General features: G+C 43.7%; 8 protein-coding genes. 2 read left to right on the top strand and 6 right to left on the bottom strand.

Annotation, left to right across the window (positions count from 1 at the left end):
* The first annotated feature begins 106 nt into the window (after positions 1-106).
* Positions 107-700 (top strand): sugar transferase, encoded by a 594-nt coding sequence (locus tag ACTQ53_RS06655; RefSeq protein ID WP_441932546.1) that lies wholly within the window; start codon positions 107-109, stop codon positions 698-700.
* Positions 701-923: 223 nt separating this feature from the next.
* Here ACTQ53_RS06655 and ACTQ53_RS06650 read toward each other — a convergent pair whose 3' ends face one another.
* From ACTQ53_RS06650 to gyrA, 4 genes are all read right to left on the bottom strand, one after another.
* A complete protein-coding gene (locus ACTQ53_RS06650; RefSeq protein WP_441932508.1) occupies positions 924-1,388 on the bottom strand; it encodes a lipocalin-like domain-containing protein in 465 nt (154 codons plus the stop codon).
* Positions 1,389-1,415: 27 nt separating this feature from the next.
* On the bottom strand, positions 1,416-2,987 hold the full coding sequence (locus ACTQ53_RS06645) for a capsule assembly Wzi family protein (RefSeq protein WP_441932507.1): 1,572 nt from the start codon (positions 2,985-2,987) through the stop codon (positions 1,416-1,418).
* A 348-nt stretch (positions 2,988-3,335) separates the two neighbouring features.
* Entirely contained in the window at positions 3,336-4,544 is a 1,209-nt protein-coding gene (locus tag ACTQ53_RS06640) for a tetratricopeptide repeat protein (protein ID WP_294970732.1), read from the bottom strand.
* Positions 4,545-4,621: 77 nt separating this feature from the next.
* A complete protein-coding gene (gyrA, locus tag ACTQ53_RS06635; protein ID WP_294970734.1) occupies positions 4,622-7,234 on the bottom strand; it encodes a DNA gyrase subunit A in 2,613 nt (870 codons plus the stop codon).
* Positions 7,235-7,778: 544 nt separating this feature from the next.
* Between gyrA and ACTQ53_RS06630 the strand changes: the two genes are divergently transcribed.
* Positions 7,779-10,217 (top strand): ATP-dependent Clp protease ATP-binding subunit, encoded by a 2,439-nt coding sequence (locus ACTQ53_RS06630; protein ID WP_441932545.1) that lies wholly within the window; start codon positions 7,779-7,781, stop codon positions 10,215-10,217.
* Positions 10,218-10,313: 96 nt separating this feature from the next.
* Here ACTQ53_RS06630 and ACTQ53_RS06625 read toward each other — a convergent pair whose 3' ends face one another.
* Entirely contained in the window at positions 10,314-11,588 is a 1,275-nt protein-coding gene (locus ACTQ53_RS06625; RefSeq protein ID WP_441932506.1) for a TolC family protein, read from the bottom strand.
* A 6-nt stretch (positions 11,589-11,594) separates the two neighbouring features.
* Complete coding sequence (locus ACTQ53_RS06620; RefSeq protein ID WP_441932505.1) at positions 11,595-14,783, bottom strand: efflux RND transporter permease subunit; 3,189 nt, start codon at positions 14,781-14,783, stop codon at positions 11,595-11,597.

The raw sequence follows: 14,783 nt of genomic DNA, 5'->3' as shown, positions 1-14,783 counted from the left end.
GAGTAGAAAAAATTATATGGAAAATGTTCAAAGGAAATTCAATAATATCCCATCATATATTAAATGGAATGATGATATAGATAACCCACGTTTCATACCTGATGGCATGAATGAAATCGAACGCAGCGTCAAGAGAGCTGGAGACTTTGTTTTATCAGCTATCAGCCTATTAATGTTTTCTCCACTTTTCCTTATATGCTATATTGCTGTGAAAAAAGAGGATGGTGGACCTGCCATCTTCAAACAAGAACGCATCGGAAGATTTGGAAAACCATTTTACATTTATAAATTCCGCAGCATGAGAGTAGATGCTGAAAAAAATGGTCCTCAACTTTTTGCTCACAAAAAGGATACTCGTATGACACATATAGGTATGTTCCTGCGATCCCATCATCTAGATGAATTGCCGCAGCTGTGGAATGTATTCAAGGGAGATATGGCTTTCATTGGTCCACGTCCTGAACGCAAATTTTACATCGACCAAATTATAGAGCACGATTCTCGCTATACATACTTGTATCAGATAAGACCAGGAGTTACCTCTTATGCCACTCTTTACAATGGATATACTGATACAATGGAAAAAATGTTAAGGCGATTAGAACTCGACCTTTACTACCTGGAGCACCGCTCATGGTGGTTTGATTCGAAGATTTTGGTTAAAACCTTTATCAATATTGTATTTGGAAAAAAGTTCTAGCCATATAGTTCTTTCTTCCCCTCTTATTGCCTAACTATGGCACAATATTGCCCTTTACAGAGGCAACATTTTGCCATTGCCGGGCGTGTGAGAGGTGAAGGGTTGGTTCCACCCTTCACCTCATATAAACTTTCCGATTGATGAAGGGTGAAGGGTGTTTTTAAAAGTAGCTTTTTATCCACCGCCTATGGGGGGTAGCCTATGACTTACGTTTCAAGAGAAACTAGAACTTTTTAAAATTCAATCTTAAATCTTTTGTACGAAGAATCATTTTATTACCACTCAATTTCTCCTTATAATATGACTCTACCAAGTGGTTAATTCCACATTGACGAAGAGTTTCGTTGATTTCTGTGATGGGAATATCCCCACCATTCTCTACATCTTGATGCCCATGATTCTTATAGGGAGAAGAAAGTATAAGACTATCGGAAGTCTGACGGAAACGGAAATTAAAACTTCCTCCCTTGTAATTATTCACTGTCAGCAACTTATGCTGTACACCCCAGAACACCCGCTGATTGCTATAGTCACATCTGCCCCCTGTGGCCAGTGTATCAACACTCTCCAAATGCCAGAATCCATCAAGATCGCCATTATCACTGCTATCTACTTCGCAAGAATTCAACAATGCACTACCCAGCATCAACATCAGCAAAAAACAAACATATTTCATATTCTTAATCATATCTTTATGCATCTTTGGTTAAACTAATCATTTTAACAACCCCTTCTTGGATATGGTAAATTGGAATCCCGCATTGTGTCCCAACATCAGATTACTTCCAAAATCCATTCCATAACCAGCCTTGACACACCAGCCATGATTAAAATCATACTGCGATTCCAACAAGAAACTCACATTGTGATGCTCCTTCGTAAAAGGCTCCTGATAAGTACCCCAACCTTTCTGATACGTAGCCAAAGCTCGGTATCCCAATCGTTTTGCCGGGTGGCCGTCAAATCCTAAATGGTAAGCTATGAAACGATTATCCTTTACATAAATTCTACCATCCGTATTATATATAGGTGAACGGAAAAGAGGATTGCCGATTACTTGACCCCAATGTTGCCAGCCATTGTAAATACCGTGGTTATAATAATTATCCGTACCTGCAATATGGTCAGGAATATTCATTGTATGGTCGTGATAGATTGGTCCACTCTGATATTTCGTATAAAGGTATTCAAAGACTACATTTTGCAACCAATGTGTATTCTTTAAATTCAACTCTATTCCCCACAACATGTCCTTTAAATCATAACGGAAGAAACGGAACTTCTCTTTTTTCGTCCAGTTAGATTGTTCACCATAACCATCATAATCCAGAAGGAACATTTGGCTATGATCCTCAAAGAAATGATCCAAATAGGCATGAAGCGCCCATTTCTTGGCATTATAGTTAACGCGCATAACCCAAGAACCCAACTGATTGCCTGCTATATTTGGGTATTTCTCCCCATCAGTAGCATCGGAACCACCTGGAACAAACGCATGCCAAAATCCATTCAAACCCTTTTCTGTCGGTATCTGCACCTTTACACCATTATCCAGCCGATAGAGATTTCCTCCAAACTCAGCGCCCATTTCCAAACCTAGTTCTACGCTCCAAGGACTGTTCTTCCTCTGATTTTCTATCTTAAGATAACCCGCCTTGCTATGAAAAAGGACATGATCGGCATATTTGGATTGACAAGAAGTAAATTCGTGCTGCCAATGATCATCGGTCATTATTCCATAAGAGACATGACCTTTGAACTGCAGCCAACCTTTCAGGAAAGGAAGCGTGATATATTCTGGTAAAGCGAATCGGACTTGAGGTATTGGACGGGCATTAATACCTAATGCCTGACTGCCGCTTGATAAAGTCTGATTCTTTAATTCCATAGGAAATTCCTTTGATCCTATAGTCATTGTTCCATGAAGCCAGCGAACCTCGACAAAACCTTGCTGGACAATAAAATGACTTGTATAATTAACCGGAACAGCAATATCCAAGCCATAACCTACAGCCCAGCGACGGGCTGAATCTGATTCCATAGGACGAACCAGGCTTCCACGTAAATAGCCATTGCATTCTTCCAGAGAGCTGAGTCCATGCTTATTTGCATTAAGCCATAATGGAGTTTTACCTTTAGAGAAAGTCCCCTGCATTTCTGCTTTCCATTCAATATTGCTAGAAAGATTCATCTTACTTACACCCTCACCTTTCTGTTCTACATTCTGCGCATACACTACAGGAGAAAAGAAGGACAAAACTGCAAGAAATGGTTTTATATTCTTCATTTTGATTACTTTTTTATATGATAAAAATTCCACTCACTTCTATTATATCTATTTGATAAACGATTTCTTTTGCCTTTTATCATATCTATTCATTAAACAGTAAAAATTGTCGTAAAAGACTATAGAAGTTGTTGAAAAAGACCGTAAGTTTCACCGATATAGATAATATCTGAAACCGCACAACAGCTGTTGTGCACTTGCATAGCAGCTGATATGCACACGCATAACAAGTGATGTGCAAGCGTATAACTCCTGCTATGCAGTGACCGAAATCATTTTGGGCTGCCTAAAAAATCGCCTTACCGATTATTCGGCAAGGCGATTATAATTTCATATCATCCTATGTGATTACTTGCTCTCTTCCTCAGCCTTCTTGGTCTCAGGTGCATTAGGACCATAGTAACCATAGTAAGCCTGGTAACGGGTGTAACCCCAGTTAGCCTGTGCCTTCTCTGGATCGAGTTCCTTAGCCTTATCAAGAATCTTGATTGCCTCCTGAAAAACTACCTTACGGCCCTGAACAGCCTGGATATCACCAGCCTTGCTGTTGTAGCAAGCACCAAGATATGTCATCACTACAACATTGTCTGGCTTTGCTTCGAGAGCCTGCTTGAGGCACTTGATTGCATTGTCAGCATCGTTCTTCTGAATGTACATCATACCCTTGTTGGCAAGAGCTACGAAGTTCTTAGGATCCTTAGCGATAGCTGCATCCAAAAGCTCAGTCTGCTCTTTCTCCATCTTCAAGGCAGAATACATAGAGTTCAAGCCATCGAGCATTACCTCATTAGATGGATCCTTAGCATAGAGATCCTTCAGCTTGTTAACGTAGTTCAAAGAGTCTTCCTTAGTCTTCAAACCATCCTTCATTACATAGAGCTTGAGGTTAAGAGCATCCTTAGCCTCCTTCTCGCTTGTCATGGCAATGTCGCAATACTTCTCGCAACGAGCAGCATCCTTAGCCTGATAAGCATAACGAGCTGCGAAGAGAGCAACCTGACCGATATACTCCTTCTCACCTTCCTTCTGCTTAGCATCAATAGATGCGAAGAGAGGCTCAGCATCAGTATCCAAGAATGCACCCCAATACTTCAAAACATCATCAGCCTTATTGTTCTGAGCTGCAGTCTGACCTGCATTAACAAGCTGCTGGCGAGCACCCCAAACGCGGGAAGCATTGCCATTGAACTTAGGAGACACCTTACCCTTTGCATTAGGAAGCTGATCGTACTTGTAGCACTCGATAGCGTTCATCAAAGCATTGTAAGCGCCCTCGTTCATTACATTCTCATCAACAGGATCATTCTTCTTCATGAGCTGATTGGTCTGCTGAATAGACTGCTGATCGTTAAAATCCTTCATACTAAGGTCTACCAACTTGTTGTAAGCCTTAGCCTTCTCTGCATCATTAGCAAACTGACCCAAGTTCTGCTTTACCAAAGCCTCAGCCTCAGCATAAGTCTTTGCCTTCATGACAGCCTTGAGTGCATCACTGTCACCTGCGAATGCTGATGTGGCACCTAGTACCAACATAGCAGCTACGATTAACTTTTTCATTTTGTTTAAAGTTTAAAAAGTTGAAATTTATAATTTGTTACGCTTCGTCAATATGATATGAACGAGTGTTCAGGGGATTACTCCTGAACATTCTCGTCATCTTGATTCTCCAACTGAGCTTCTGCCTCAGCTGCTTCTTCAGCAGTCTTGGCACCAACAGTATCGTTTTCTATTTCCTCGCTCTTCTTTGCCCAAGCTGAACGGCTCTCCTCTTCTACAGAAGCTTCGAGTTCTGAACTCATCACCTTACATACGCTAGCAATGACATCATTCTTCTTAGCCAGATTGATGAGGCGGACTCCCTGAGTAGCACGACCCATGATACGGCAATCGGCAACAGCAAGACGAATCACGATTCCACTCTGATTGATAATCATGAGGTCGTTATCATCGGTTACGTTCTTGATAGCTACCAGACGACCGGTCTTTTCTGTAATGTTAAGAGTCTTCACACCCTTACCGCCACGGTTGGTTACACGGTAATCTACTACGTCAGAACGCTTACCATAACCCTGCTCGCTGACAACCATCACGGTTTCCTTCTCAGGATCATTGACTACAATCATACCAATCAAGGCATCATCGCCCTCATCAAGACGCATACCGCGGACACCGGTAGAAGTACGTCCCATGGTACGGATCTGATTCTCATCAAAACGAACGGCACGACCGTTTCTGTTGGCAAGAATCAACTCGTTATGACCATTTGTCAAACGAACATCTACCACCTCATCACCCTCTACGATGTTGATGGCAATCACACCGTTAGTACGTGGACGTGAATATGCCTCGAGACATGTCTTCTTCACTGTACCGTTCTTGGTAGCAAAGACTACATAGTGATTATTGATAAATTCGGCATCATTCAAGCCTCTCAGGCGGAGGAATGCATTTACCTGATCATCATTCTCGATATTGAGGAGGTTCTGGATAGCACGACCCTTTGAATTGCGGTCGCCCTCAGGAATCTCATAGCACTTGAGCCAGTAGCAACGTCCCTTTTTGGTAAAGAACAGCATGGTCTGGTGCATAGTTGCAGGATAGATATACTCAGTGAAGTCCTTATCACGAGTACGTGCACCCTTAGAACCTACACCTCCACGAGCCTGTTCACGGAACTCTGACAATGGAGTACGCTTGATATAACCAAGGTGACTCACGGTAATAACCACAGGATCATTTGGATAGAAATCCTCTGGATTGAACTCATGATCATCTGGCTTAATCATGGTACGGCGAGCATCACCATACTTTTCCTTCACCTCATTGAGTTCATCCTTCATTACCTTCTTGCAAAGCTCAGGGTCATTCAAGATCTGATTCAAGTAGTCGATGGTCTTCATCAACTCATTGAACTCGTTATGCAACTGCTCCAGACGCAAGCCTGTCAACTGACTGAGTCGCATGTCTACGATTGCCTTACTCTGCAGTTCATCCAGTTCAAAACGCTTCTCCAAGTTGCGCTGAGCATCAGATGGAGTCTTGCTGGCACGAATGATATGTACTACCTCATCAATATTATCACAAGCGATAATCAGACCTTCAAGAATGTGAGCACGCTCCTGTGCCTTCTTCAACTCGAACTGAGTACGACGGATTGTTACATCATGACGATGGTCAACGAAGTACTTCACGCATTCCTTCAAACTCAAGAGACGTGGACGTCCATTGACCAAAGCAATGCAATTCACAGAGAATGAACTCTGAAGAGCTGTCAACTTGAAGAGTTTGTTCAAGAGAACATTGGCATTGGAATCACGCTTTACATCGACAACGATACGCATACCCTGACGACCGGACTCATCGTTCACGTTAGCAATTCCATCAACCTTACCTTCCTTGGCAAGATCTGCAATTGCCATTACGAGCTGCTCCTTGTTAACTCCGTAAGGAATCTCAGTGATTACAATCTTATCATGGCTTTCACCGCTTTCTATTTCGGCAGTAGCACGAACCACGATTCTACCCTTACCTGTCTCGTAGGCATCCTTCACACCCTGGATACCATAGATAGTAGCACCTGTAGGGAAGTCAGGAGCAGGAATATACTGCATCAAGCCATCAGTATCGATATCAGGATTATCGATATAAGCACAGCAACCATCAATCACCTCGCCCAAGTTATGGGTAGGGATATTTGTAGCCATACCTACAGCAATACCATTACCGCCATTCACAAGGAGATTAGGAATCTTTGTTGGCATGACGGTAGGCTCCTGGAGCGTATCATCAAAGTTGTTCATCATGTCAACGGTCTCCTTATCGAGGTCGTCCATGATGTGTTCACCCATCTTTGAAAGACGGCACTCTGTATAACGCATAGCAGCAGGAGAGTCGCCATCCACAGAACCGAAATTACCCTGTCCGTCGATGAGAGTATATCGCATATTCCATTCCTGACCCATACGAACCAAGGCACCATATACGGAAGAGTCACCGTGTGGGTGGTACTTACCGAGCACCTCACCTACAACACGCGCACATTTCTTATATGGTTTGTCACTGGTGTTTCCAATTCCCAGCATACCGTAAAGAATACGGCGGTGCACAGGCTTGAAACCATCACGTACATCAGGAAGGGCACGAGCCACAATCACTGACATCGAATAGTCGATGTAGCTAGACTTCATCTCCTCCTCAATGTTGATTTTCATGATTCTATCATGATCCATTGTCTGATTTTCGTCCATTTCTTATATTTATGTTTATGTATTTTTATTACCATGATTTTAATGGAAAATCGCTCAGAAGGGCATTTATTTGCGTTCTAAGCCGTTTTGCCTCTCCAAAAATCTCGACAAAGATACAAAAAAATATCCATACTCAAACGCTTTACAGGCAAAAAAAATGAATCTTTTAGCATTATTTGTCTTTTGAGAAAGAAAAAAGTTGGCTGGAGGTTTGCAAATACCAAAATAATTTGTAACTTTGCACTACTTTATTAAGAAAGGAATATAGAATATGCAAAATCCATTTGAACATATACAGAAGATTCTAGCGCAGTGTGGTGAGAATGTAGCTCGCCGCCATGGCAACAAGATTACGATAGAACATCTAATCTTGGAATTCGTGCGAAAGAATAAAGAGATAAACTACATATTGGAGACAGGATTCAGGGTCGACATCAACGTTCTTGAAAATTCACTCAATCAAGAAATTGCGAAAGAACCAAATTGCGACTCAGAAGAATCTGAACTGGGAACTCCTTCTTTGGACGCAACAGCTTCCGAGCTGATGCGTAATGCAATTAAGGAGGCTTATATCTGCGACAATTCACCTTATGTGGAGCCTAAGCATGTACTTCTGGCTCTGCTGAAACAGAACAATAATCCTATTTCCAATTTGCTTTCCGGCAATGGAATCACCTACGATAGTCTCAGAGATTATCTGAAAAACCAAAACAGGAAAGCGGATGATGAAGCAAAACATCAGGCAGAAGAGATTGCAGAGGCTGAAGATTCAGAAATGGAACATGGAGAGATTACTGAAACAGACATAGAGGATACTCATGCAGAAAGTGAGTTGGCTGTAGATGAAAACAACGAGAATGACGAAGTTGAAACAGAAGAAGATATGGAACAGAAAAGTAAACGTCCGAAAGCTAACCTCCTGGATTCAGACGATGAGCCCCTGGACCTAAACAGCAATCCTGAAGACAATAAGAAAACGGCTAAGAAAGAGGAGAAAAAGACTAAGACAAACACTCCTTTCATAGACAAATATGGTCACGATTTAACTCAGGATGCAGCTAAGGGAATTCTCGACCCTATGGTTGGAAGAGAAAACGAGGTACAGAGAGTGATGGAGATTCTGGGACGCCGCAAGAAGAACAATCCTGTTCTCATTGGTGAACCAGGCGTGGGTAAGAGTGCTATCGTTGAAGGGTTAGCCCAACTCATCAAGAACCACCAGTCTGCCCCACTCCTCTTTGATAAGCGTGTCATCAGTCTCGATCTTACGAGTCTTGTCGCAGGCACTAAATATCGCGGTTCCTTCGAAGAGCGTATCAAGGGAATCGTGAACGAACTGGAGACGCACCCGGAAATAATCCTCTTCATCGATGAGATTCATACGCTCATCGGTGCAGGAGGAGCTGAAGGTGCCATGGACGCAGCCAACATCCTGAAACCGGCTCTGGCTCGTGGAGTAATACAATGCATCGGTGCAACAACACTGGATGAATATCGCAAGAGTATTGAGAAAGACGGTGCACTGGAAAGACGATTTCAAAAGATAATCATCAATCCGACAACGCCAGAGGAGACACTGCGGATACTTCATAACATCAAGAACACCTATGAGAAATTCCATGAGGTTACCTATAGTGATGAAGCATTGGAAGCATGTGTGAAACTGACTGACAGATATGTTACTGACCGTTTCTTCCCAGACAAGGCAATAGATATTCTTGACGAGGTCGGCTCGCGCGTACATCTTAAGAATGCAAGCATTCCTGATGACATTCTGGAATTGGAGCATAATATAGAAGTATTGATTACAAATAAGCAAAATGCTGTAGCGAATCAAAATTATGAATTGGCCGCTGCTTATCGTGACCAGCAAGCCCAAATGGAGAAGATGCTGACACGTGCCAGAGAAAAATGGCAAAACGGAGAAAGCGACAGTCATCGCACACCAGTAGAAGTAGATGACATTACTGCCGTGGTGAGCAAAATGACTGGTGTTCCGGTACAACGTATGGCTGAGGCTGAGAATAGCAGACTCTTGAAGATGGCAGAAAAATTGAAGAGTAAGGTCATCGCACAAGATAATGCCGTAGACAAGATTGTAAAAGCTATACAGCGCAATCGTATCGGCTTGCGAGATCCAAATCATCCAATAGGAGTATTCATGTTCCTGGGTCCTACAGGTGTTGGAAAGACATATCTGGCAAAAAAACTTGCTGAAGAAGTTTACGGAGATTCCAGTGCACTGATCCGCATAGACATGAGCGAATACGCTGATGAGTTCAACTCATCCAGACTGGTTGGTGCACCTCCGGGATACGTAGGATATAATGAAGGTGGTCAACTTACCGAGAAGGTTAGACGCAAGCCTTACAGCATCGTCTTACTCGATGAGATAGAGAAAGCTAGCGGCAAGATTTTCAACATGCTTCTGCAAGTACTTGACGAAGGTAGACTCACAGATGGCAATGGACGTCTCATCGACTTCCGCAATACCATCATCATTATGACTTCAAATGCCGGAACCCGTCAGCTAAAAGAGTTCGGCAAGGGTGTCGGCTTCAAGTCTGGCAGTATAGGTAATGTTGCCACCATGTCGGATACGGACAAGGAATACGCCCGCAATGTGATACAGAAGAGTCTGAGCAAGCAGTTTGCACCGGAATTTCTGAATCGCCTTGACGAGATTATCACCTTCGACCAGCTCGACATCAATGCCATCAAGCGAATCATCGACCTGGAACTCAGTTCGCTCATCAAGCGCATCAACGATATGGGTTATGGCTTCCAGATAACAGAAAAGGCAAAGCAGCTGGTTGCCGAGAAGGGATATGATGTACAATTTGGTGCTCGTCCATTGAAGCGCGCCATCCAAACCTATATAGAAGATGGAGTCTGCGAGTTGCTGATGCAGGGTAAATTGGAAAAAGGAAGCATCATCAATGTCGGGAAATGCCCTGGTAAGGATGAGTTGACTTTCAAATAAAAAAGGAAGAATCAATAACACTTCATTAAAAACATAAAGCGAAGCCCCTGTGCCTAAAAAAAGAGCACAGGGGCTTTATTTTTTTAAAGTATCATTCTACAAGCTATTATTAAGCGCCATCAAGGCAAGTACAGCCTCATTGTATTCATTGATAACATCAGCTTGTTTCATTCTCATATCGATTGCCTCGTTCAAGGCATTCACATATTCCACATAATTGATTTCACCATTCTCATATTCCGTGGTACTCAGACGAACTATCTCATTGGCTTTATCAATATTCTCTCCGTTGTAATATTGCAACTTCTTCGTAGCATTCTGCAAACGGTTATACCACAACCGGTAATCACGTTCTTTCTCGCGGCGTTCCTGCTGCATATTCAGCTCTGCCAGCTCCCGGTCTTTCCTTGCAGCCTTCACCTTGGCCTTGGTTGCCCCATAAAAAAGAGGTACACCCACACCAATTTCAAAACCGAAGAAATTACCCTCTGTAAAACGCTGACGGTCGATATGATATGGATCCCAACTGGAAATCAGCAACTGCGAACGCAAAGCCAGAGAAAGCGAAGGCGCATAACCGGTCTTTGCACTTTTTATCTCCTGATCGAGTACCTTCAGGCGGTCCTGCTGATACTGGGCATCAGCCGTCTGCTGGTAATTAAACGAACTACTGATTGATGAATCCAATATGATAAGATGAGACTCTGACGGCAATATAGGCTGGTCTGAATTCAGCAGATTCATCAAAATCATCTGTTGATTCTCTGCCTCCGACTTCACATTTCTCATCTCCACCTGATTCTCATCACGCAGACGCTCTGAGGTAAGTACTTCCAACTGGCGGGTTTCTCCCGCCTTGTATCGTTTGCCGGCAATATCACAATAACGATTCAGTATAGAATCAAGACGTTGAAGAATACTCAGACGATAGGTCTGATACAGCATCGCATAATAAGTAGAAGCGATTTCCTGCTTCAACTGTTGCCTGGACACATTCAATCTGCTCTTTTCAGCCTGCGTCTCTGCTTTCAACTGTTTCTTCCTAGCTGCATAGACAGTAGGAAAATCGATGCTCTGAGAGAAGGTAAGTCCATTATCTGTATCACCGCTCGAAGCAGGATTCTGAGAGAAAGCCACCTCGGTTTTATCAACATCCCAAGCTGTACCTTCCATTACCTTGGCACGTTCTATCGTTTTTCTCCCTGCCTGAAGCGAGAGATTCTGCTGTTCAGCCAGATCAAAACACTGCTGCAAAGTCATTTTCTTCCCCGGCAGACTCGCATCAAGAAACTGGGCATGGACTGTTCCTGGCAGCAACAATATCATGACCGAGAATGTTACCTTTCTAAATGTTCCTATATACTTCTTCATGATAAGTTATTTTTTAGTAAAAGTCTTGTAGATGGATGGCAACACAAGCAATGTGAGCAACGTACTTGTTATCAAGCCACCTATCACTACAGTAGCCAACGGGCGCTGCACCTCTGCACCATCGCCCTGCGAAAGTGCCATTGGCAAGAAACCCATAGAAGCAACAAGAGCTGTCATTAAGACAGGGCGCAAACGAACCATACAACTCTCGATGATGCGATGATGAATCACTTCTGAGAGATTGGCAGAAGTGTTATCAGGCGAAGCCTTCTCTTCACGCTGCATCTGATTCATCTGTCCGATGAGTACAATGCCATTGAGAACTGCCACACCAAAAAGAGCAATGAACCCAACACCAGCCGAAATACTAAACGGCATTCCCCTGAACCATAAAGCCCAAACACCACCGATTGCTGCCAAAGGAATGGCAGAGAACACGAAGAGCGACTCTCGAACATTCTTGACCGTAGCATAAAGCAGCAGCAAGATGATGACAAGCGCTATCGGTATTACCACCATCAAACGCTGCGTTGCACTCTGCAGGTTTTCAAACTCGCCACCATAATTATAATAGTAGCCCTCCGGCAGCTTCAACTTTTCATCGAGAATTTCCTGAATATCCTCTACAGTACTCTGCACGTCTCTCCCCTTTACATTGAATCCCACATAGATGCGACGGGCACCATTTTCATGAGACACCTGTGCCGGAGCTGGCTCATAGACGATATCCGTAATCTGAGAAAGAGGAATCTTAGAACCATCAGCCAATGGAATACTCAATTCCTGTAGGGACTCTGCATTACGCTGAGAAGGATCCATACGAAGCACAACATCAAACTTCTTATCACCTTCATAAAGTGCACCAGCTACTGCACCAGCAAAGGTGGTTTCCAAGACCTGATTGATTTCATCTACGCTCACTCCATAAGAAGCCATGCGTTCATGATTGTATTTCACCTGAATCTGAGGCAAACCCGATACTTCCTCTACAAAAATGCCACTCACACCCGGTACACGCTCTATCAACTTCTTTACCTTTCCGGCTTCAGAAGTCAAGACATCAAGGTCTTCACCGAAGATTTTGATAGCCACGTCCTGTTTGATACCCGTCAGCAACTCATTGTTACGCATCTGTATAGGTTGCGAAATCTCAGCTTCCAAACCAGGAATCGCCTTCAAGGTCTCCTCCATCTTCTCCATCAACTCCGGAGTAGTTTCTGCAGACGTCCATTCTGCCTTCGGTTTGAGGGCAATCATGATGTCAGCACGTTCTATAGGCATCGGGTCTGTAGGAATCTCTGCACTACCAATGCGGCTCACCACCTGTTTGACTTCCGGATACTGCGCCTTCAGCAGCTTTTCTGCCTTGGTACAACATTCCACCATCTGAGAGAGCGAAGTACCTTGTGCCATACTCATCTCTACAGCGAAATCACCTTCTTCCAAACTAGGAATAAACTCGCCGCCAAGGAACTTGAAGCCCATGATACTGACACAGAACAATCCGATAGCGGCAGTAATGACATCTTTATTGCGCGCCAACACCCAGTCAAGGACAGGTCGATACCAACCTTGGAGTTTCTCTATCATCTTATCAGAGAATGTCTTTCGGTTATGTACCTTGCGACTCAACAACAGTGAGCTGGCCATTGGCACATAGGTAAGCGAAAGAATGAAAGCGCCAAGGATGGCGAAGAAAACAGTCAGCGCCATCGGACGGAACATCTTCCCTTCAATCCCAACCAAGGTCATCAGCGGAATATAAACTATCATGATCATAATTTCTCCGAACGCAGCACTCTGTCGGATGCGTGAAGCTGAAAAATGCACCTCTTCATCCATCTGCTTCTGTGTAAGAGCAAATGGAATATTCTGTCCGCCATTCTGACTTTGAGCCAGATAAGCAGCCCTCACTTCTGGCTGCGAAAAATGCCCCGTATTAATATGTGTTACTACCGCCTCAACCATAATAACGGCAGAATCCACTATCATTCCAAAGTCGATAGCTCCGAGCGACATCAGGTTGCCATCAATACCGAAAGTCTTCATCATACCGAATGCAAAGAGCATACTGAGCGGAATCACACTGGCTACCACCAAACCCGCACGCCAATTACCTAAGAAGATAACCAGCACAAAGATAACAATGAGTCCACCTTCTATCAGGTTTCGGGCAATGGTACCCTCTACTCTATCCACCAGGTTGGTACGGTCAATGAACGGCTCTATCACAACGCCTTCTGGCAGCAATTTCTGAATCTGCTGAATACGCTCCTTCACATTGTGGCTTACTTCCTGAAAGTTTTCGCCTTTCAACATGATGGCGATACCAGCCACAACCTCACCTTCTCCATTGCGGGTTACAGCACCAAATCTCGTCGCATGTCCTAACTGAACCTTAGCTACATCGCTCACCTTAACCGGTGTACCGCCAGCAGTCTTCACCGTGATATTGGCAATATCCTCCAAACTCTTGACGGTTCCGATACCACGGATATAATATTGGTTGGCATTTTCTTCTATATAACTGCCACCGGTATTGGCATTGTTCTTTTCCAGCGCATCAAAAACTTCGCTAACGGTAATATTGTTGGCATTCAGCTGGTCAGTATTCACTGCCACCTCATATTGCTTCACGTAACCACCCCAACCGCTCACTTCTGCAACACCGGGAGTTCCTGAAAGTTGCTTTCTTACTATCCAGTCCTGCAAAGTTCGCAATTGGGTAAGAGAGTATTTATGCTCATATCCTTCCTTGGCCCTTACCGTATAATGGTAGATTTCACCCAATCCGGTAGCAATGGGTCCCATTTCAGTATCAGTATTCTTTGGCAACTCTTTCTCTACCTGAGTCAGTACTTGGCTCACCTGCGAGCGAGCCCAATAGATATCTGCATGATCATCAAACACCAAGGTGATGACGGAGAGACCGCTACGGGAAATACTTCTACGTTCCTGAAGCCTAGGAATATTGGCGAGCGCCATTTCCACAGGAGTGGTAACATATTGTTCCACTTCTTGCGCTCCAAGAGAAGGGGCTTGGGTTATCACCTGAACCTGATTATCAGTAATATCAGGAGTAGAATCAAATGGAAGATGAACAAGCGACCAGATGCCCCATACCATTAGGGCTATAGAGAGAACTCCAATCACCAGCTTATGGCGAATGGAATAAGTAATCAATTTCTGAAACAT

The sequence above is a fragment of the Prevotella sp. Sow4_E9_plate genome (genome assembly GCF_052116205.1).
Lineage (GTDB): Bacteria > Bacteroidota > Bacteroidia > Bacteroidales > Bacteroidaceae > Prevotella.
The sequence above is the reverse complement of the archived record's forward strand: the minus strand, read 5'-3'. Positions and strand labels throughout refer to the sequence as shown.

Excerpts from the sequence above, each read along its gene's own strand:
- ACTQ53_RS06655 (WP_441932546.1), top strand. The coding sequence starts at position 107 with ATGAATGAAATCGAACGCAGCGTCAAGAGAGCTGGAGACTTTGTTTTA.
- ACTQ53_RS06650 (WP_441932508.1), bottom strand. The coding sequence starts at position 1,388 with ATGATTAAGAATATGAAATATGTTTGTTTTTTGCTGATGTTGATGCTG.
- ACTQ53_RS06645 (WP_441932507.1), bottom strand. The coding sequence starts at position 2,987 with ATGAAGAATATAAAACCATTTCTTGCAGTTTTGTCCTTCTTTTCTCCT.
- ACTQ53_RS06640 (WP_294970732.1), bottom strand. The coding sequence starts at position 4,544 with ATGAAAAAGTTAATCGTAGCTGCTATGTTGGTACTAGGTGCCACATCA.
- gyrA (WP_294970734.1), bottom strand. The coding sequence starts at position 7,234 with ATGGACGAAAATCAGACAATGGATCATGATAGAATCATGAAAATCAAC.
- ACTQ53_RS06630 (WP_441932545.1), top strand. The coding sequence starts at position 7,779 with ATGCGTAATGCAATTAAGGAGGCTTATATCTGCGACAATTCACCTTAT.
- ACTQ53_RS06625 (WP_441932506.1), bottom strand. The coding sequence starts at position 11,588 with ATGAAGAAGTATATAGGAACATTTAGAAAGGTAACATTCTCGGTCATG.
- ACTQ53_RS06620 (WP_441932505.1), bottom strand. The coding sequence starts at position 14,783 with ATGTTTCAGAAATTGATTACTTATTCCATTCGCCATAAGCTGGTGATT.